21 protein-coding genes and 1 pseudogene are annotated in these 16,612 nt (G+C 65.4%); 20 read left to right on the forward strand and 2 right to left on the reverse strand.

The genetic code is table 11. The features are described from left to right. Nucleotides 1-517 precede the first annotated feature (517 nt). Together CW305_RS07715 and CW305_RS07720 are read right to left on the reverse strand one after the other, a co-directional pair. Complete coding sequence (locus CW305_RS07715) at nucleotides 518-1,516, reverse strand: phage portal protein (RefSeq protein ID WP_104097544.1); 999 nt, start codon at nucleotides 1,514-1,516, stop codon at nucleotides 518-520. Then, entirely contained in the window at nucleotides 1,516-3,282 is a 1,767-nt protein-coding gene (locus CW305_RS07720; protein WP_104097545.1) for a terminase ATPase subunit family protein, read from the reverse strand. The genes CW305_RS07715 and CW305_RS07720 overlap by 1 nt, the downstream gene beginning before the upstream one ends. Nucleotides 3,283-3,433: 151 nt before the next feature. Between CW305_RS07720 and CW305_RS07725 the strand changes: the two genes are divergently transcribed. The 20 genes and pseudogenes from CW305_RS07725 (at nucleotide 3,434) to CW305_RS07815 (ending at nucleotide 16,611) form a co-directional block, all read left to right on the forward strand. Continuing rightward, nucleotides 3,434-4,270: a GPO family capsid scaffolding protein gene (locus CW305_RS07725; RefSeq protein ID WP_104097546.1), complete on the forward strand. Its 837-nt coding sequence runs from the start codon at nucleotides 3,434-3,436 to the stop codon at nucleotides 4,268-4,270. A gap of 27 nt (nucleotides 4,271-4,297) precedes the next feature. Next, on the forward strand, nucleotides 4,298-5,308 hold the full coding sequence (locus tag CW305_RS07730; RefSeq protein WP_104097547.1) for a phage major capsid protein, P2 family: 1,011 nt from the start codon (nucleotides 4,298-4,300) through the stop codon (nucleotides 5,306-5,308). A 2-nt stretch (nucleotides 5,309-5,310) separates the two neighbouring features. After that, entirely contained in the window at nucleotides 5,311-6,015 is a 705-nt protein-coding gene (gene gpM, locus CW305_RS07735) for a phage terminase small subunit (protein WP_104097548.1), read from the forward strand. A gap of 103 nt (nucleotides 6,016-6,118) precedes the next feature. After that, nucleotides 6,119-6,589, forward strand: a complete 471-nt coding sequence (locus CW305_RS07740; protein ID WP_104097549.1) for a head completion/stabilization protein — start codon at nucleotides 6,119-6,121, stop codon at nucleotides 6,587-6,589. Continuing rightward, the gene (locus CW305_RS07745; RefSeq protein WP_084899118.1) at nucleotides 6,589-6,798 is read left to right on the forward strand and encodes a tail protein X; all 210 of its coding nucleotides are present in this window, start codon (nucleotides 6,589-6,591) and stop codon (nucleotides 6,796-6,798) included. Before CW305_RS07740 ends, CW305_RS07745 begins: the two co-directional genes overlap by 1 nt. Beyond that, nucleotides 6,789-7,247 carry a hypothetical protein gene (locus CW305_RS07750; RefSeq protein WP_219819254.1) on the forward strand — a complete coding sequence of 153 codons (459 nt, stop codon included), beginning with the start codon at nucleotides 6,789-6,791 and terminating at the stop codon, nucleotides 7,245-7,247. Before CW305_RS07745 ends, CW305_RS07750 begins: the two co-directional genes overlap by 10 nt. Continuing rightward, a complete protein-coding gene (locus CW305_RS07755; protein ID WP_176698477.1) occupies nucleotides 7,231-7,551 on the forward strand; it encodes a phage holin, lambda family in 321 nt (106 codons plus the stop codon). Before CW305_RS07750 ends, CW305_RS07755 begins: the two co-directional genes overlap by 17 nt. Next, nucleotides 7,548-8,363 carry an N-acetylmuramidase domain-containing protein gene (locus CW305_RS07760; protein ID WP_104097550.1) on the forward strand — a complete coding sequence of 272 codons (816 nt, stop codon included), beginning with the start codon at nucleotides 7,548-7,550 and terminating at the stop codon, nucleotides 8,361-8,363. The genes CW305_RS07755 and CW305_RS07760 overlap by 4 nt, the downstream gene beginning before the upstream one ends. After that, the gene (locus CW305_RS07765; protein ID WP_104097551.1) at nucleotides 8,360-8,566 is read left to right on the forward strand and encodes a hypothetical protein; all 207 of its coding nucleotides are present in this window, start codon (nucleotides 8,360-8,362) and stop codon (nucleotides 8,564-8,566) included. The genes CW305_RS07760 and CW305_RS07765 overlap by 4 nt, the downstream gene beginning before the upstream one ends. Nucleotides 8,567-8,628: 62 nt before the next feature. After that, nucleotides 8,629-8,925: pseudogene (locus CW305_RS23690) on the forward strand (DUF2570 domain-containing protein); the annotation flags it as partial. Then, entirely contained in the window at nucleotides 8,849-9,112 is a 264-nt protein-coding gene (lysC, locus tag CW305_RS23570) for an Rz1-like lysis system protein LysC (protein ID WP_219819255.1), read from the forward strand. The pseudogene CW305_RS23690 and the gene lysC, both read left to right, overlap by 77 nt. Continuing rightward, a complete protein-coding gene (locus CW305_RS07775; protein ID WP_104097553.1) occupies nucleotides 9,109-9,594 on the forward strand; it encodes a phage tail protein in 486 nt (161 codons plus the stop codon). The genes lysC and CW305_RS07775 overlap by 4 nt, the downstream gene beginning before the upstream one ends. Beyond that, on the forward strand, nucleotides 9,587-10,048 hold the full coding sequence (locus CW305_RS07780) for a phage virion morphogenesis protein (protein WP_104097554.1): 462 nt from the start codon (nucleotides 9,587-9,589) through the stop codon (nucleotides 10,046-10,048). Before CW305_RS07775 ends, CW305_RS07780 begins: the two co-directional genes overlap by 8 nt. A 68-nt stretch (nucleotides 10,049-10,116) precedes the next feature. After that, the gene (locus CW305_RS07785) at nucleotides 10,117-10,650 is read left to right on the forward strand and encodes a phage baseplate assembly protein V (RefSeq protein WP_104097555.1); all 534 of its coding nucleotides are present in this window, start codon (nucleotides 10,117-10,119) and stop codon (nucleotides 10,648-10,650) included. Further along, nucleotides 10,647-11,000, forward strand: coding sequence for a GPW/gp25 family protein (locus CW305_RS07790; protein ID WP_104097556.1), 354 nt, complete (start codon nucleotides 10,647-10,649; stop codon nucleotides 10,998-11,000). Before CW305_RS07785 ends, CW305_RS07790 begins: the two co-directional genes overlap by 4 nt. Further along, entirely contained in the window at nucleotides 10,997-11,893 is an 897-nt protein-coding gene (locus tag CW305_RS07795) for a baseplate assembly protein (RefSeq protein WP_104097557.1), read from the forward strand. The genes CW305_RS07790 and CW305_RS07795 overlap by 4 nt, the downstream gene beginning before the upstream one ends. Beyond that, the gene (locus tag CW305_RS07800; RefSeq protein ID WP_104097558.1) at nucleotides 11,886-12,434 is read left to right on the forward strand and encodes a phage tail protein I; all 549 of its coding nucleotides are present in this window, start codon (nucleotides 11,886-11,888) and stop codon (nucleotides 12,432-12,434) included. The genes CW305_RS07795 and CW305_RS07800 overlap by 8 nt, the downstream gene beginning before the upstream one ends. Further along, nucleotides 12,434-14,599 carry a gp53-like domain-containing protein gene (locus tag CW305_RS07805; RefSeq protein ID WP_104097559.1) on the forward strand — a complete coding sequence of 722 codons (2,166 nt, stop codon included), beginning with the start codon at nucleotides 12,434-12,436 and terminating at the stop codon, nucleotides 14,597-14,599. The genes CW305_RS07800 and CW305_RS07805 overlap by 1 nt, the downstream gene beginning before the upstream one ends. A 13-nt stretch (nucleotides 14,600-14,612) precedes the next feature. Further along, nucleotides 14,613-15,284 carry a hypothetical protein gene (locus CW305_RS07810; protein WP_104097560.1) on the forward strand — a complete coding sequence of 224 codons (672 nt, stop codon included), beginning with the start codon at nucleotides 14,613-14,615 and terminating at the stop codon, nucleotides 15,282-15,284. A gap of 154 nt (nucleotides 15,285-15,438) precedes the next feature. After that, nucleotides 15,439-16,611 (forward strand): phage tail sheath protein, encoded by a 1,173-nt coding sequence (locus CW305_RS07815; RefSeq protein WP_104097561.1) that lies wholly within the window; start codon nucleotides 15,439-15,441, stop codon nucleotides 16,609-16,611. The last annotated feature ends 1 nt before the right edge of the window (nucleotide 16,612 follow it).

Raw genomic sequence — 16,612 nt, forward strand, 5'->3', positions numbered from 1 at the left:
GGATTGATTCTTAAAGGTAATTTTTTGGTAATTCATAGGTAATCAACTTACCTAATCTGATGGTCATGATCCAAAAAGCGCCAGCCCTTTGAAATCAAGCACTTACAGAAAAATTACCTTTTCCATTACCAGAAATTACCTCCAGAGGTAAGCGGTCGAGCCCAGCAAATACGGGGCCTTCAGCCATATTCCTGAAGGTCCTGACCAAAATTACCCATTTTCGAATTCGCCTCTGAAATCGGTTGGCTCTGGTAGCTCCGTAGACGGTCAAGAAAGAGGCCATCTGTGCAGGGATTCGCAGGGTTGCCCGGCGCTGAAAACGCCTCTCCAGCGCGCAGCCTGGGCCGCTCTCGGCCATCCAGCAGGGGTGCGGAAAATGCCATAGGTTTAGCCCGCAGGCGTGGTGGGGGGATGACGGCGCGCGCCGGGTGCTGATGGGGCGGCATCCTGCTGGGCGCCGATCGGCAGGCACAAAAAAGCCGCCTCGAGGGCGGCTTCTGGTGGCGCGGGGCGGCGATCAGTTCTTCGCCGGCAACTCAAACGGCTTGAACCGAATCACCTCATCCCCCAGCCACTCGTTCACCTGGGCCAGTCGCGCCTGGATCGGCTCCAGCTCGTTGACGGCCCACACCTCCGCCGCCTCGCGCAGTGAGCCGAACCCGCCGGCGTTGGTCGGTACGATGCCCATCAGCTGAGGCGGGATTCGCAGCGCGGCGAGCAGATCGTCGCGGCTGATGTTCTTGATCGACCCGAACTCATCCTTCGCCGCCACCTCGCTGACCGGTATCAGCTGCAGCCCGTCCTTCTTGCCGTTCGGCGCGTAGACGAACAGGTTGCGGAAGTTGCCCGGCCCCTTGGCCGACTTCAGCGCCTGGCGCAGTGCGTCGACGTCCGCCTCGTTCTGGCTCGCATCGGTCATGTACATGATAAACCCGGCATGCGACCCGTTCTGGTAGTACTTCCGCCGGAACAGCGTGGCCGACTCGTTCAGCAGCGCGCTCTGCAGCGCCGACAGCCACTCCGGCAGCCCGTACACCTCCTGGTTGATATCCGCCTCTCGCAGGTGGCAAATGCTGCCGCGCTCGAACTCGTGTTCGTCTTTCCACCCGCGCACCTGAAAGTAGGTTTCCAGATCAGCGCCGCGGCGCATGTACTTGGCCAGCGTCGGCTGCAGCGTCAGCGGCTGGCCGAGCCGGTTGCGCCGCCGTTCGAGGTACGCATTACCGCACCAGAGCCAGTCCAGGGCGAACTGGCCGAACGCCTGCCGGCTCAGCAGGCGATGCGGGATGAAGGTGCGCTCGAGCATGTTGCGCTTGAAGTTGAGCCCGCTCTGCAGGAACACGCTCGCCCGGGTCGACTTCGCCAACCCATCCAGCGACAGCGGCGGCTCGTACCAGCGCCCGTTGAGCCAGCACTCGAGGTAGTCGAGCAGCTCGCGCCCATCGAGCACCGGCAGCGGATCGCCGAAGGTGAAGGCCTCCACGCCAGCGGCGGGGGCGGTGGTCAGTTCGCTCATCAGCAGATCTCCATGAATCCAGTGTTCGCCGAGGTCTGCCCCTCGAGCGGTTCGTTGTGCAGGGCGTGGAACAGCGCCCACGCGAGGTCGGCGTGGCCGGTCTCGTCGTTGCGCCCGGCGGTGTAGGTCATCTGGCGGCCCGAGGCCGTGATCGTCTTGCGAATCGCCATCAGCGAGCTGGCCACGTCCGTCCAGCCGGCATCGAACTCCAGCCGGCCGTTGCGGATCACGTCATAGGCCTTGAGCACCAGGCGCGTTTTCACCTCCGGCGAGTAGCTGAAAGTGGTCACGTTGGGGAAGAACTGGCGGACCAGCTGCGCCACGCCCGAGCCAAGCCCGGTCACGTCCACGCCGATATAGGTCACCCAGTAGCGGTTGCAGGCCTGGCGGATCGCCTCGGCCTGGGCGGCGAAGTCCATTCCGCGGAACTGGTGGCGCTCCAGGATGCGGAACTTGCCGCCCGGCACCGCTGGCGGGGCGACCACCACCATGCCCGCACTGTCGCCGGTCTCGGCCGGGTCGTAGCCGATCCAGACCGGACGGTCGCCCAGCGGGCGCGCCGCGAACGGCTTGTAGTCCTCGCCCCACTCCACCCAGCTGTCCACCATGCAGGGCTGCAGCATCGTCAGCGGGAAGATGCTCGCCCCGTCGTCGACGAACTCGCACATCAGCAGGTTGGCGAACTGCTCGGCGTTGTACTCGAAGCGCAGCTCCTCCAGGTCGAACAGATCGCAGCCGCGGCGCTCGGCATCGAGGATGGTCACGATCTGCCGCCAGATCTTGTCCTCCCGGCACAGCTTGCCCGGGGCCAGCGTATCGTGGCGTAGGTCGATCTTGACGTGCTGCGCCGCCGGCTTGCCCTTGTTCAGCCGCTCGCCTGTCCACCACTTGTACGCCGGGTGCCCCATGCTCGACGGCGTCGAGAAGTACGTCTTACGCCACTTCTTGTGCAGCGCCATGCCCGACGCCACCTTGTTCAGCTCGTCGAAGCCATGCACCCAGAAGAATTCGTCGAAGTAGAAATTGCCCGACCGCCCCTGGGCGGTGCGGTAGTTCGTGCCGAGGAAGTGAAGCTCGGCGCCGTTGGCCAGCACGATCGGGTCGCCCGTCAGCTGCCGGCCCAGCGCCTCCTGGACGAACGCCTGCATGTAGTTCTTGAACTGGTGCGCCTGCGCCTTGCTCGCCGAAAGGAAAATCTGATTGCGCCCCGTCAGCAGCGCGTCGATCAGCGCCTCGCGGGCGAAGTAGAACGTCGCGCCGATCTGGCGTGACTTCAGGATCATCCGCGTGCGCATGTTGATCGCCCGGTACCAGTCCAGCTGGTACTCGAAGCAACTGTCGCGGAAGGCCTCCTCCAGCAGCTCGATCTCGCCCTCATCGAACTCGTTGCGCTTGGGCGGCTTCTTCGGCCCGGCGTTGCGCGCCTCAAGGTTCGGGTTCAGCTCCGCCTGGGTGCCGCCGGCCTGGAAGCGCTGGATTCGCGCCTGCCGCTCCAGCTGGCGGTGCAGCAGGTCGATCTCCTTGAAGTCGCCGCCGGTCTTGCCGTCCTTGAGGATCAGCTGCACGAGCCGAGCCTCCAGCGCGCCACCGATCCGCTCGACATTGTCAGCCCGGTCCCACTCGTCCCGTGTTTTCCAGGAGTGGACGGTTTTTTCCTTCTCTTCCAGGAAGTCGGCGATATCCGTCACCCGCCAGCCCATCCAGTACAGATGGCGAGCGGTGCGGCGTGGATCCTGGACGGGAATTTCAACGGTCGGTGCATTCATGGCGCCGATGCTGCCGTTCGCGCGCGCGAGTCGTTACTCCGGCGCCCTGTACGTCCAGCCAGTACAGGGCGCGCGAATTGCCCGCGCCGCGCGGGCTGCCGACCATGCCCTCAACTGCCCGGCCACCCGCCTGCACTGAGGACTCACACCGATGAAGCGCAAATTCAAATCCCGCTGGTTCCGCGTCGCCGTCGAAGGCGCCACCACTGACGGCCGCAATATCGAACGCAGCTGGATTGAGGACATGGCGGCCCAGTACAGCACCGACACGTACACCGCCCGCATCAACTGCGAACACATCAAGTGGCCGTGGCCGGGCGGCGATTTCGGCGCCTATGGTTCGGTGCTGGCTGCCAAGGCCGAAGAGGTCGACATCAACGGCGAGAAGAAGCTCGCCCTGTTCGTCCAGATCGAGCCGAACGATGCGCTGCTCAAGCTCAACCAGGCCGGCCAGAAGCTGCACACCTCCGTCGAGGTCCAGCCGAAATTCGCCGACACCGGCAAGGCCTACCTGATCGGCCTCGCCATCACCGACAGCCCGGCCAGCCTCGGTACCGAGGCCCTGCAGTTCAGCGCCCAGCACGGCACCCTGGCCACCCGCAAGCAGCACGCTGACAACCTGTTCACCGCCGCCAGCGAGGCCTCCATCGAGTTCGAGGAAGTCACCGACCAGCCGGACGACAAAACCACCGGCCTGTTCGCCCGCGTAGCCGCCGCCCTCGGCAAGTTCAAGGAGAAGGAAGGCAAGGACTCGGCCCTGTTCGCCGAGCTGGGGCAGTCCGTCGAGGCCATCGCCGACCACGTCGCCGAGCAGGGCAAGGCGTTTGCCGCCGAGTCCAAGGCCCGCGCCGAGCTGCAAACCGCCCACGACCAGCTCGCCACCCAGTTCGCCGACCTGCTCAAGAGCCTCGGCAACACCCATGACCACAACCAACATCAGCGTCCGCCGGTAGCGGGCGGCAACGGCCAACAGCTGGCCACGTTCTGACCCCGACCCGCCCACTGGAGCACACCCATGCGCAACGAAACCCGCCTCAAGTTCAACGGCTACCTCGACCAGGTCGCCAAGCTCAACGGCATCACCTCGGCCATCGTCAAGTTCAACGTGCTGCCCTCGGTGCAGCAGAGCCTGGAAACGGCCATCCAGGAGTCGAGCGACTTCCTCGGCCGGATCAACATCATCGGCGTCAGCGAGCAGGAGGGTGAGGCCATCCTGCTGGGCGTCAACGGTCCGATCGCCAGCCGTACCAACACCAGCGCCGGCAACCGCCGCAACCCGGCCGACCGCAGTGCCCTGGCCAAGGATGCCTACAGCTGCAAGCAGACCAATTTCGACAGCGCCTTCCCCTATGCGCTGATCGATGCCTGGGCCAAGTTCCCCGACTTCCAGCCGCGCCTCACCGCCGCCATCGCCCAACGCCAGGCGCTGGACCGCATCATGATCGGTTTCAACGGCACCTCCGCCGCCGCGGCTACCGACATCGGAGCCAACCCGCTGCTGCAGGACGTCAACATCGGCTGGCTGCAGAAGATCCGCGCCGGCGCCCCGGACCGCGTCCTGGACGAAGTGGTTGCTGCCTCCGGCAAGGTCACCGTGGGCGCCACCGGCGACTACAAGACCCTGCACGGTGTCGTGTTCGATGCGGTGCAGATGCTCGAGCCCTGGCACCTGTCCCGCCCGGACCTGGTCGTCATGGTTTCCCGCGACCTGCTGCACAACAAGCTGCTCGCCGCGGTCGAGAAGGGCGCCGCATCCAACCAGGAGGAGAACGCCTCCGACGAGATCGTCACCAAGGCCCGCCTGGGCGGCCTGCCGATCGTCGACGCGCCGTTCTTTCCGGCCGGCACCGTGCTGGTCACCACCCTCAGCAACCTGTCGATCTACTTCCAGGAGGGCGCGCGCCGCCGCCACGTGAAGGACGAGCCCGAATACGACCGCATCGCCGACTACCAGTCGAGCAATGACGCCTACGTCATCGAGGACTTCGGCCTGGTGGCCCTGGTCGAGAACATCGAGGCCGTCTGACCATGAGCCTGAGCCCAGCCCAGATCAACCAGCTGCGTAAGCGTGCCGCCCTGGAGGCGGCCGCCACCACGCCGGCGCAAACCATGGCCGGCGCCACCACCTACGAACTGCAACTCGCCCAGCTGCACCAGGACCGCCTGCGCCTGAGCCAGATCCAGTCCACCGAGGGCAAGGTCGCGCTCAAGGCACAGCTGCTGCCGGCCTACGTCCCCTACGTGGACGGCGTGTTGGCCGCCGGGCGCGGTGCCCAGGACGAAGTGCTCACCACGCTGATGGTCTGGCGCCTGGACGCCGGGGACTACCTCGGCGCCCTCGCCATAGGCCGCTACGTGCTCGAGCACAACATGACCATGCCGGATCGCTTTGCGCGGACCACTGGTTGCCTGTTCGCCGAAGAGATCGCTATCGCCGCACTCAAGGCCATCAAGGCCGGCGGAGAGTTCGACATCGGTGTGCTCGAGCAGACCGAGCAGCTCACCCGCGACCAGGACATGCCCGACGAAGCCCGCGCCAAGCTGCATCTGGCGATGGGCCGCGTATTGGCCAAGGTGCCGGACGAGGCGCTGACCGTCGAACAGGCGGCCCAGCTGGCCGAGGCCCGCACACACCTGGCCCGCGCCATCGAGCTGCACAGCTCCAGCGGCGGCAAGAAGGATCTGGACCGCGTCGAGCGCCTCCTCAAGAAACACGCTGCCACCGGCAGCTAACCGAGCGTCCCCACCCACCCCGGCGGCTCGGGGTCGATCAGCAGGTTTCTCCTTGGCCCAGCTGTGAAGCCCCGACCACCGCCGATCTATTCGAGCCGCGACCATGAGCGCCTTCATCGCCACTAACGCCACCGCAACCGCCGACCCGTTCCCCATCATCAACGACGGCTGGTTCCCCGACCTGGACGGCGCGAAGCTGCGCGCCGCCTTGCGTCTGGACGGAAGCGTGACCGATGCGCGCCTTGAGGTCGCCGCTGTCAACGCCCTGATCGAAGTCAACCGCGAGCTGATCCTCTACCGCCAAGCCCGCCAGGAAGAAGGCCACGCCAACCTGGCCGCGGTACCCGCCTCGCAGCTCCAGGGCGAGAGCTACCTCGTGCACCTCTACCGCCGTGCCATCGCTTGCAGCGTCGGCGCCGAGCTGGCCGAGCGCATGCGCGACTACAGCGCCACCGGCGACGGTGCCGAGCGCGCCGAAGCGCTGACCCCGACCGCCGACGAATACCGCCGCGATGCTCGCTGGGCCATCCGCAACATCCTCGGCATCGCCCACACCACCGTGGAACTCATCTGATGGCCAGCCTGCGCGCCCAGCAGGGCGACACCGTAGACGCCATCTGCTGGCGGCACTATGGGCGCACCGCTGGCGTAGTCGAGCAGGTCCTCGATGCGAACCCCGGCCTGGCCGACCTCGGCCCGGTCATCCCACACGGCACGCTGGTCCAGCTGCCGGAACAGGCCGTGCGCGCCGAACAACGCCAAATGGTGAACCTATGGGACTGATCTACCTCGCCCTCTACAAGGGCCACGGCACGCTGTTCAACCGCCTGATCCGTCTCTGGACGCGCTCCAAGTACAGCCATTGCGAACTGGTTATGGCCGATGGCCGCTGGCTGTCCGCCTCGGCCATGGACGGCGGCGTGCGTGCCAAGCACATCGAGCTGAACCTCGAACACTGGGACCTCATCCCGCTGCCCTGGGCGGACTATCGCCAGATCGCCCGTGTGTTCCGCGCCAACGCCGGTCAGGGCTACGACTTCTTCGGCCTGTTCGGCAGCCAGCTGCTGCCGGTCGGCCTGCACAGCCGCCGCCGCTGGTTCTGCAGCGAGTTCTGCGCCGCCGCGCTCGGCTTCCCCATGCCGCAACGCTACAGCCCGGCCCAGCTGGGCGAAGTGGTCCAGCACATCAACACCCTCACGCCCAGCGGACAGTGGAATGAAGCGAATGCATGACCGTCCCGAAATGGCCTGGCTCGCCACATGGCTCCAGGAGAATTACCCGATCCTGTATGCGGCAGGCCTGTCCGCTGCCATCGCCGGCTCGCGGCTGATGCTTGGCGGCGGATCGCTGCGCCGCATCGCCATCGAGTCAGTCGTCTGCGGCTTGATCACCCTGGCTGCCAGCAATGGTCTGGCGCTGTTTGGCATTCCGCAGGAATACGCCCCGTTCTTTGGCGGCATCATCGGCCTGATCGGCGCAGAGGGCGTTCGCGCCGGAGCCAAGCGCCTGTTCGAGCGTAAGGTGGAAAGCGTATGAGCGAACTCCTGATCATCGGCTCGCGCGGCCTCGCCGTGCGCAACCTGCAGGCCTCACTCACGCTGGCCGGCTTCGCTGTCGCGGTCGACGGCGACTTCGGCGAGCAGACCGAGCGCGCCGTGGCCGCCTACCAGCGCAAGGTCGGCCTGGTGGACGATGGCGTCGCGGGGCCGAAGACGCTGGCGGCAATCCACGGCTACGACACCTCCCGCTACCTCAAACGGCAGGACCTCCAGCAGGCCGCCGACCGCCTCGGCGTACCGCTGGCCAGCGTCATGGCCGTCAACCAGGTGGAAAGCCGCGGCGAGGGCTTCGCCAGCAACGGCCGCCCGGTGATCCTGTTCGAGCGGCACGTGATGTTCGAGCGGCTGCAGGCCCATGGCGTCAGCGCCGCACAGGCGGACGCACTGGCCGCCAAGCATCCCGCCCTGGTCAACCGCAAGTCCGGCGGCTACATCGGCGGTACCGCCGAGCATCAGCGCCTCGCCCAGGCACAGCAGATCCACGCGGCTGCCGCGCTGGAGTCCGCCAGCTGGGGCCTGTTCCAGATCATGGGCTACCACTGGCAGCGCCTCGGCTACCTGGATGCCCAGCACTTCGCGGACACCATGGCCTTGAGCGAGGCCGCCCAGCTCGACGCCTTCGTGTCGTTCATCGAAACAGACCCCGCGCTGCACAAGGCACTCAAGGGTAAGAAGTGGGCCGAGTTCGCCCGCCGCTACAACGGCCCGAACTACACCCGCAACCTCTACGACGTGAAGCTCGCCCGGGCCTTCGCCCAGTTCGCCGGCGAGCAGGAGCAAGCCGCATGATCACAAAAGACCAAGTACGCAAGCTGAGCCCGCGGGATGGCGATGTGTTCGTAGTGCCGCAAAACACCTCGGACGAGGATGCCAAAGCATTGGTAGATGCCGTGAGAGCAGCCGTTCCGGACATCAAAGCGATTTTGATTCGTGGCGACCTGGAGCAGCTGGACGAAGCTGCCATGAACGCCGCCGGCTGGTACCGAAAATGACCAACGCCCGCCAGCTGCTCTACGGCCTCGCGCTAGTCGGCGCGCTCTGCCTGCTGATCTGGATGCAGCAACAGCGCATCGACACCGCGCAGGCGCAGGCCGATCTAGCAAGCGAGCGCCTGCAAACCGCCCAGCAGCGCAACGCCAACCAAGCCGCCACCATCACCCGCCTCACCGGCGAAGTGGCAGCGCAGCGCCTCGACCAGATCGCCCTGCAGCAAACGCTCAGCGACCTACGCGAGGCCCACGCCACCGATCAGCTCAAGAAGAAGGAACGCCGCCGTGAAGACCCAACCCATGCGACTTGGGCTGCTCAGCCTCTGCCTGTTGCTGCTCGCCGCCTGCACCAACGTCCCGCCATTACCGGAGCCGCAGGTTACCGTCAGTGGTTGTCCGGTCGTGACGCGCTGCACGCTGGATCCGGCAGCGCCGGCCAGTAACGGCGAACTCAGCGACGACAGCGACTACCTGATGGCCGCCTGGGGCGAATGCGCCGCCAAGGTCGACCTGGTGGTGGACCACAACGCGCGCAGCACCCAGCCATGAACAAGCCCGAATCCCTGCGCGCCCACCTGCTGGCCGCCATCCCCGAGCTCAAGCGCAACCCCGACCGCCTGCTGGTGTTCATCGACAACGGCAGCCTGCGCAGCACCGCCGCGCCCGGCCTGTCGTTTGAATACAGCTACACGCTCAACCTGATCCTGACCGACTTCGCCGGCCACCCGGATGCTGTCGCCGTCCCGCTGTTCGCCTGGGTGCTGGTCAATCAGCGCGAGCTGATGGAGAACCAGGAGCGGGGCAGGGACGCCATCAAGTTCGAGGCCGACATCCTCGACAACAGCAAGGTCGACCTCTCCATCACCCTGCCACTCACCGAGCGCGTGATCGTCAAGCGCCAGGCCGATGGCACCCTGCAGGTCAGCCACCCGGCCGAGCCGGTGGTCGATGACGAACTATTCCTGGTGCCGGCGATGCGCGTCGAAACGCCGGACGGCGAGCTGCTCGCGGATTGGGGCGGCAATGGCTGACGACCTGCGCGCCCTCGAGGACTGGGCCGGCGCGCTGCTCGCCCAGCTGCAGCCGGCCGAGCGGCGCAAGGTCACCGGCGCCATCGCCCGCGACCTGCGCCGCAGCCAGCAGCAGCGCATCGCTGCCCAGCGCAACGCCGACGGCACACCGTTTGCCCCGCGCAAACCCCGGCAGGAGCTACGCGCCAAGGCCGGGCGCATCAAGCGCAAGCGGCAGATGTTCAGCAAGCTGCGCACCGCCCGCTACCTGCGCCTGCAGAGCGACGCCAGCACCATCGCCATCGGCTTCGCCGGTCGTGTCTCGCGCCTGGCGCGCATCCACCAGTACGGATTGCGCGACAAGCCCGCCCGCAACGCGGCGGATATCCAGTACGCCAAGCGGGAGCTGCTCGGCTTTACCGACGCGGATGTCGAGCTGATCCGCGACCGCCTGCTCGAGCACTTGGTGCGCTAACCCTGTAACGCCCGCCGCTACACGGCCCGGCCAATGCACCCCGCGCGCGCGAACGCCAGCATGGGGCCATGAATATCACCGACCTCCTGCGCCGCCTCGAAAACCTGATCCGCCTCGGCACCATCGCCGCGGTGGACCATCAGGCTGCGCGCTGCACCGTCAGCACCGGAGGGCTCAGCGTGCCGAACCTGCCGTGGCTCGCCCTGCGCGCGGGTGACAGCAGCGACTGGGACCCGCCCACGGTCGGCGAGCAATGCATTCTCTTTAGCCCCAGCGGCGAACCGGCCCAGGGCATCGCCCTGGTCGGCCTCTACTCACAGCAACGTCCGGCCCCGGCGAACAGCGCCAACGTGCGCCGCCGGAAATACCCTGACGGGGCTGTGATCGATTACGACCACGCCACACACACGCTCACCGCCACGCTGCCTGATGGTGGCAAGGCGCGGATCACCGCGCCGGCTGGCGTGGCCATCATCGGCGACGTGGATATCACCGGCACCGTGACTGTCAGCGCAGACGTGGTCGCATCCGGCATCAGCCTGGTGACCCACAAGCATGGCGGCGTGCAAACCGGCTCCGGTACCACGGCGGTGCCGAAATGATCGGCATGTCTGCTGCGACCGGTCGTGCCATCGATGGCAACGCCCACCTTGCCCAGTCGATCGCCGACATCCTCACCACGCCCATCGGCTCGCGGGTCATGCGCCGCGAATACGGCAGCCAGCTGCCTGACCTGATCGACTGGCCCACCAACGACGCCACCCGCCTGCAGGCCTACGCCGCCACAGCCATGGCGCTGCTGCGCTGGGAGCCGCGCATCCGTCTGAGCCGGGTGCAGTTGTTCCTGGGCGAGCAGCCCGGGCAGGTCGTGCTCGACATCGAGGGCAGCCGCGCCGACGTCAACGAGCCGCTCAGCCTGCGCATTCCCCTGCGTCTCGGAGCCATCACATGAGCCAGTTCACCGCCATCAACCTCGCCCAGGTGGCCCCGCCGGATGTGATCGAGCCGCTCGACTTCGAGCAGATCCTCGCCGCCATGCTGGCCGATCTGCTCGAACGCGCGCCCGAGCTGGATGCCCAGGTCGAGTCGGAACCGTTCATGAAGGTGCTGGAGGTTTGCGCCTACCGCGAGCTGCAGCTGCGCGCCCGTATTAACGATGCCGCCCGGGCCGTCATGCTGCCGTATTCCACCGGCGCCGACCTGGACAACCTCGGCTCCCTGTTCGGCGTCGAGCGTTTGCTCATCAGCCCCGCTGTACCAACTGCGGTTCCGCCGATTGCAGCCGTATACGAAAGCGACAGCGACTTCCGCTACCGCATCCAGCTCTCGCTTGAAGGGTTGTCGACTGCAGGCCCCGAAGGCGCATACATTTTCCAAGCCCTCAGTGCGGACGGGCAGGTACTCGATGCCAGTGCCACCAGCCCATCGCCTGGGCAGGTCCTGATTACGGTGCTTTCGCGTTCCGGTACCGGAGTGCCGGACGCAGCGCTGCTTTCTACCGTGCTGACCAAGCTGAGCGACGAAAGCGTACGGCCGCTCACGGACTACGTCCAGGTACAGGCCGCCGCCATCGCCCAGTACCAGGTCACCGCGACCCTGTACTTCTACGCCGGCCCGGACCGTGAGGTGATCATGGCGAACGCCCGCGCGGCGCTGGCGGCCTACACCAACGGCCAGCATCGTCTCGGGTTGGATGTCACGCTTTCCGGCATTTATGCCGCGCTTCACCAACCGGGTGTGCAGCGCGTGGATCTGGCAAGTCCGGCAGCCAACCTAGTGGTCAACCGCCAGTCCGCCTCCTACTGCACCGCCATCACCCTCACAGATGGTGGCCTCGATGAGTGACCAGCCGAGCCTACTGCCGCCTAACGCATCACCGCTTGAGCGAAAGCTGGAGCAGGCCACGCTGCGTCTCGGCACCATGGCGGTGCCGCTGCGCGAGCTCTGGAACCCCGAGACCTGCCCGGCGCGCCTGTTGCCGTGGCTCGCCTGGACGCTCTCGCTCGACAGCTGGCAGCCCTACTGGCCGGAGGCAGTCAAGCGCGAGCGGATTCGTGCCGCAGTGGACATCCAGCGCCGCAAGGGCACCGCCAAGAGCGTGCGGGATGTTGTGCGCAGCTTCGGCAGTTCCTTGGCCCTGCGCGAGTGGTGGCAGACCGAGCCAATGGGCGCTCCGCACACCTTTGAGGTCGTGCTCACGCTTGGCGCTAGCGTCCCCAATACCGCCGCCTACCAGCAGGACATCATCAAGGAGATCGAGCGCACCAAGCCGGTGCGCTCGCATTTCACGCTCACGCTCGGCCTGGCAGCCACTGGAGGCCTCGGCCTGCAGGGCGCCGCTCGGCCAGTCATCTACCGTCGCCTGCAATGCACTGAGGCCCCGTAATGGCACTACCTATCACCATCACCGATGCCGGCCGCGCCGAGATCATCAACGCCCAGAACACCGGTACCGGCCCTGTCACCATCACCGAAATCGGCTTCGGTACGGGCCAGTACTCGCCGCTGAAAACACACACCGCGCTGCAGACGCAGGTCAAGCGAGTAGGGTCGGTCGCGGGGCAGGCGGTGGCCGCCGATACCATCCACGTCATGGCGCTGGACGAAAGCTCGGATGCCTACAACGTTGGCGAGTTCGGCCTGTTCAGCGACAAGGGCACGCTCATTGCCGTCTATTCACAGCCGGCGGCCTCGGGTTGGATTATTCAGAAAGCAGGGCCCAGCACCTTGCTGCTGGCCACCGATATCATCCTGGAGAGCCTGGACGCCACCAGCATCACATTCGGCGATATCAGCTTCATCAACCCTCCCGCGACGACCACCACCCAGGGCGTGGTGGAGCTGGCGACCCCAGAAGAGACCCAGACGGGCTTGGATGGCGCCCGCGCCGTCACGCCCGCCGGGCTTAAGAGCCTGACCGGCACCACCAGCCGTGCGGGATTGGTGCAGCTCAACAACACGCTGGCCAGTAGCAGTACCTCGCAGGCGCTAACTGCAGCCCAAGGCAAGGAGCTCCAAGATAAAAAGCAGCCCCTTGACCCAACGCTTACAGCGCTTGCTGCCCTGGTCACGGCAGCGAACAAGCTGATCTATGCCACGGGGATCGACACCTTCGGAACCACTGATCTATCGGCATTCGCGCGCACGCTGCTCGATGACCCGAACGCTGCGGCTGCCCTTGCGACCCTCGGCGCGGCGCCGATAGATAGTGCAGCATTGACCGGCAACCCGACCGCGCCTACCAGAGCGGCTTCCGATAACGGCGCCGGCATTGCGACCACGGCGTTCGTTCGAGCGGCCATGGGAATGTTCGGCTTCGGACAGAGCAAATCGCTGGGCAACGTTGACCTGAATACGGTGATCGAGAGCGGGTTCTATCGCGTAAACATGCCGACAAACGGCCCTGCTGACTTCGCCTATTCCCCGATCTTGGTCATCAATGCGGACGATACCGTCGCGCAGGTTGCGATTAGCCACCAGACGGGCGATGCATGGATAAGGGGAGCGTATCCCAGTGGGTTCGGTTGGGGTGCGTGGAATCGCATCTGGACATCCCGCAACCTCACCAAACAGGAGGATGCAGCGGACTCAACTGTTGGTGCGGTTATGTCTGTAGGCGCGTTTGGGTTAGGCGGCGCCATCCTTAACTTAGATAGTCCAGATCTAAATGAGGACCGTCCTACGGGCTTCTATTACTGCAACTCACCTTTGAACGCACCTACAGCGTCCAACGGTTTTCTGCTGCATCAACGGTTCGTCGCAAGCGCATATGCAACGCAGACCTTTTGCCTTTTTGCGAACCCGGTCCGTATCTACCAACGGACGCAGTTAGGTGCTGCATCATGGACAGCTTGGGTTGAGTACTTTCATTCCGGCAACGTGTCGACTTTTGTTCAACAATTGCTTGATGACCCTGATGCGGTCACTGCTCGCGCTACGCTCGGAGCCAATAACGGATCGAACATCAACGCCGGCACAGTGCGCGCCGCATATCTCGATAGTGCAGTTCGCGGAGCTAGCCAAGGGGCCGTGACCCAGGACCCCAATCAGGCCAGCGACCCGGTGATTGTGACGGACCATGCGAACACTCCTGCCGGTGGATGGTATTGGCATATCACTACGACCTATTACGCCGGAATTAGCAGTGGCAGCAACCGGGGCCAAATCGCTGTGTCATACAACCAGCCCACAACACAGGTGTGGGCGCGCAGCCATTATCAAGGTGTCTGGACCCCGTGGGTGCGGTGTGACTTGGGTGCGCGACCAGCTAACACCGCACTTCTTGCTGTAAATGGCTGGCACCGCGACGGCGATACCGGGCTCATCGAGCAGTGGGGTGAAGCCGTCGTACCGGCTGACGGAACATTAGCGATTACGTTCCCCGTGACCTTTCCAAATGCCTTCTTGCAAGGTCTGGCTACGTTGGGCAGCGTTTTCAATCCAGGACAGGATGCGGGTGCGGCATTGATCAATCCCACTCGGTACGGCGCGACGCTGTCTAACGGCACGCAGAGCGCGGCAACGCTTCGCTGGCGCGCAGTCGGTTACTAACGTGAGGACCACCATGTATTTCGACAAAGACACCTGTAGTTTCTTCACCGATTCGATCCATGGGCCCAAACGCATAACCATTCCAGATGCGAACTGGCAGCCTGGCGATGCGCAAAGTGAGGCGGATCGGCCATTGGTTTGGGTTAAAAACCCTGAATGTCTTATTCCAGAGGGTGCGGTTGCAATCTCGGACGACCTTCATGCTTCGCTGCTTGCAGGACAAGCCGAGGGGAGACGCATCGTCGCGGACGCGAATGGGCTGCCAGTGCTCAGCGGTCCTCTTCTTCCCTCACTTAATGAGCTACTGGCAAAGATTGATGGACAAGCTGACTCGGCGCGTTATGCGGTCGCCGCTGACCCGCTTCGGGCTGTGGAGTACGAACGAGCCGCTGCCGAAGCGGCCCAGTTTAAAGCCGCCGGCTACCCAGCCGACAACGTCCCACGCACCGTAGCCGCCTGGGCGATCAACGGCCGTACCGCGCAACAGGCAGCAGACAGCATCCTCGCCGAGGCCGCTGCCTACACCGAGGCGCTGTACCAGATCCGCGAAACCCGCCTGCAGGCCAAAGAGCTCGTCCGCCAGGCAATGGAAGCGGGCGACACGCAACAGGCTCAGGACCTTGCCGCCGAAACCATCGCCGCCATCCAGGCAGCAGTGGCCGGCGTGGGTAACGCCCAGGTCTGAGCGATCCCGTTGGTTGATAAGCCCCGCTTCGGCGGGGTTTTTCGTTTCCGCGCTGTAGCAGCAACCGCTACACAGCCCGCCGCGTGCGCCCCTTGCGCGCGCGCGTCACCCTCAAGGCTCACTGATCCGGCACTCGCCCAGGAGCCTCAACCCCATGGCCACCGATTACCATCACGGCGTCCGCGTCCTCGAAATCAACGAGGGCACGCGCCCCATTCGCACCGTTTCCACCGCCGTGGTGGGCATGGTCTGCACCGCGTCCGATGCCGATGCGGTCAAGTTCCCCCTCAACAAGCCGGTACTGCTCACTGACGTGCTCACCGCGTCCGGATCCGCCGGCGAACTGGGTACCCTGGCGCGCAGCCTGGACGCCATCGCCGACCAGGCGTCGCCCGTCACCGTCGTGGTACGGGTGGAAGAGGGTGCCGACGAGGCCGCGACCACCAGCAACATCATCGGCGGCGTAAGCCCAACCGGCGAATACCTGGGCATGAAGGCGCTGCTGGCTGCTGAGGCCCAGCTCGGCGTCAAGCCGCGCATCCTCGGCGTGCCTGGGCTCGATTCGCTGCCGGTCACCACCGAGCTGGTAGCGATCGCCGAGAAGCTGCGCGGCTTCGCCTATGCCAGCGCATACGGCTGCGAGACCGTCAGCGATGCCATCGCCTACCGCGCAGGCTTCGGTGCACGTGAGCTGATGCTCATCTGGCCGGACTTCGTCTCCTGGGACACCGTGGCGAACGCCAACGCACCGGCCAGCGCCATCGCCCGCGCCCTGGGCCTGCGCGCCAAGCTGGACGAGCAGGTCGGCTGGCATAAGACCCTGTCGAACGTGCCGGTCAACGGCGTGTCGGGCCTGTCCAAGGACATCTACTTCGACCTGCAGAACCCCGCCACCGACGCCGGCCTGCTCAACGCCGACGAGGTCACCACGCTGATCCGCCGTGACGGCTTCCGCTTCTGGGGCAGCCGCACCTGTTCGGCTGACCCGCTGTTCGCCTTCGAGAACTACACTCGCACTGCCCAGGTGCTGGCAGACACCATGGCCGAGGGGCACTTCTGGGCCGTGGACAAGCCCATGCACGCCAGCCTGGTGCGCGACATCGTCGAGGGCATCAACGCCAAGTTCCGCGAGCTGATCCGTGGCGGCTACCTGATCGGCGGCGAATGCTGGTTCGATGAAGCCGCCAACGACAAAGACACCCTCAAGGCCGGCAAGCTGTTCCTGGACTACGACTACACCCCCGTCCCGCCGCTGGAAAACCTGCTGCTGCGTCAGCGCATCACCGATCGCTACCTGGTCGACTTCGCCGCCGGCATCACCGCCTGAC

Origin of the sequence: Stutzerimonas kunmingensis (assembly GCF_002929225.1) — a bacterium.
Classification (GTDB): domain Bacteria; phylum Pseudomonadota; class Gammaproteobacteria; order Pseudomonadales; family Pseudomonadaceae; genus Stutzerimonas.

Bases quoted from the DNA above. Each gene is read 5' to 3' on its own strand.
- gpM (WP_104097548.1), top strand. From the start codon at position 5,311: ATGAGCCTGAGCCCAGCCCAGATCAACCAGCTGCGTAAGCGTGCCGCC.
- CW305_RS07800 (WP_104097558.1), top strand. From the start codon at position 11,886: ATGAGTGACCAGCCGAGCCTACTGCCGCCTAACGCATCACCGCTTGAG.
- CW305_RS07745 (WP_084899118.1), top strand. From the start codon at position 6,589: ATGGCCAGCCTGCGCGCCCAGCAGGGCGACACCGTAGACGCCATCTGC.
- CW305_RS07780 (WP_104097554.1), top strand. From the start codon at position 9,587: ATGGCTGACGACCTGCGCGCCCTCGAGGACTGGGCCGGCGCGCTGCTC.
- CW305_RS07775 (WP_104097553.1), top strand. From the start codon at position 9,109: ATGAACAAGCCCGAATCCCTGCGCGCCCACCTGCTGGCCGCCATCCCC.
- CW305_RS07805 (WP_104097559.1), top strand. From the start codon at position 12,434: ATGGCACTACCTATCACCATCACCGATGCCGGCCGCGCCGAGATCATC.
- CW305_RS07795 (WP_104097557.1), top strand. From the start codon at position 10,997: ATGAGCCAGTTCACCGCCATCAACCTCGCCCAGGTGGCCCCGCCGGAT.
- CW305_RS07750 (WP_219819254.1), top strand. From the start codon at position 6,789: ATGGGACTGATCTACCTCGCCCTCTACAAGGGCCACGGCACGCTGTTC.
- CW305_RS07785 (WP_104097555.1), top strand. From the start codon at position 10,117: ATGAATATCACCGACCTCCTGCGCCGCCTCGAAAACCTGATCCGCCTC.
- CW305_RS07765 (WP_104097551.1), top strand. From the start codon at position 8,360: ATGATCACAAAAGACCAAGTACGCAAGCTGAGCCCGCGGGATGGCGAT.
- CW305_RS07740 (WP_104097549.1), top strand. From the start codon at position 6,119: ATGAGCGCCTTCATCGCCACTAACGCCACCGCAACCGCCGACCCGTTC.
- CW305_RS07755 (WP_176698477.1), top strand. From the start codon at position 7,231: ATGAAGCGAATGCATGACCGTCCCGAAATGGCCTGGCTCGCCACATGG.
- CW305_RS07810 (WP_104097560.1), top strand. From the start codon at position 14,613: ATGTATTTCGACAAAGACACCTGTAGTTTCTTCACCGATTCGATCCAT.
- CW305_RS07720 (WP_104097545.1), bottom strand. From the start codon at position 3,282: ATGAATGCACCGACCGTTGAAATTCCCGTCCAGGATCCACGCCGCACC.
- CW305_RS07815 (WP_104097561.1), top strand. From the start codon at position 15,439: ATGGCCACCGATTACCATCACGGCGTCCGCGTCCTCGAAATCAACGAG.
- CW305_RS07760 (WP_104097550.1), top strand. From the start codon at position 7,548: ATGAGCGAACTCCTGATCATCGGCTCGCGCGGCCTCGCCGTGCGCAAC.
- CW305_RS07725 (WP_104097546.1), top strand. From the start codon at position 3,434: ATGAAGCGCAAATTCAAATCCCGCTGGTTCCGCGTCGCCGTCGAAGGC.
- CW305_RS07715 (WP_104097544.1), bottom strand. From the start codon at position 1,516: ATGAGCGAACTGACCACCGCCCCCGCCGCTGGCGTGGAGGCCTTCACC.
- CW305_RS07730 (WP_104097547.1), top strand. From the start codon at position 4,298: ATGCGCAACGAAACCCGCCTCAAGTTCAACGGCTACCTCGACCAGGTC.
- CW305_RS07790 (WP_104097556.1), top strand. From the start codon at position 10,647: ATGATCGGCATGTCTGCTGCGACCGGTCGTGCCATCGATGGCAACGCC.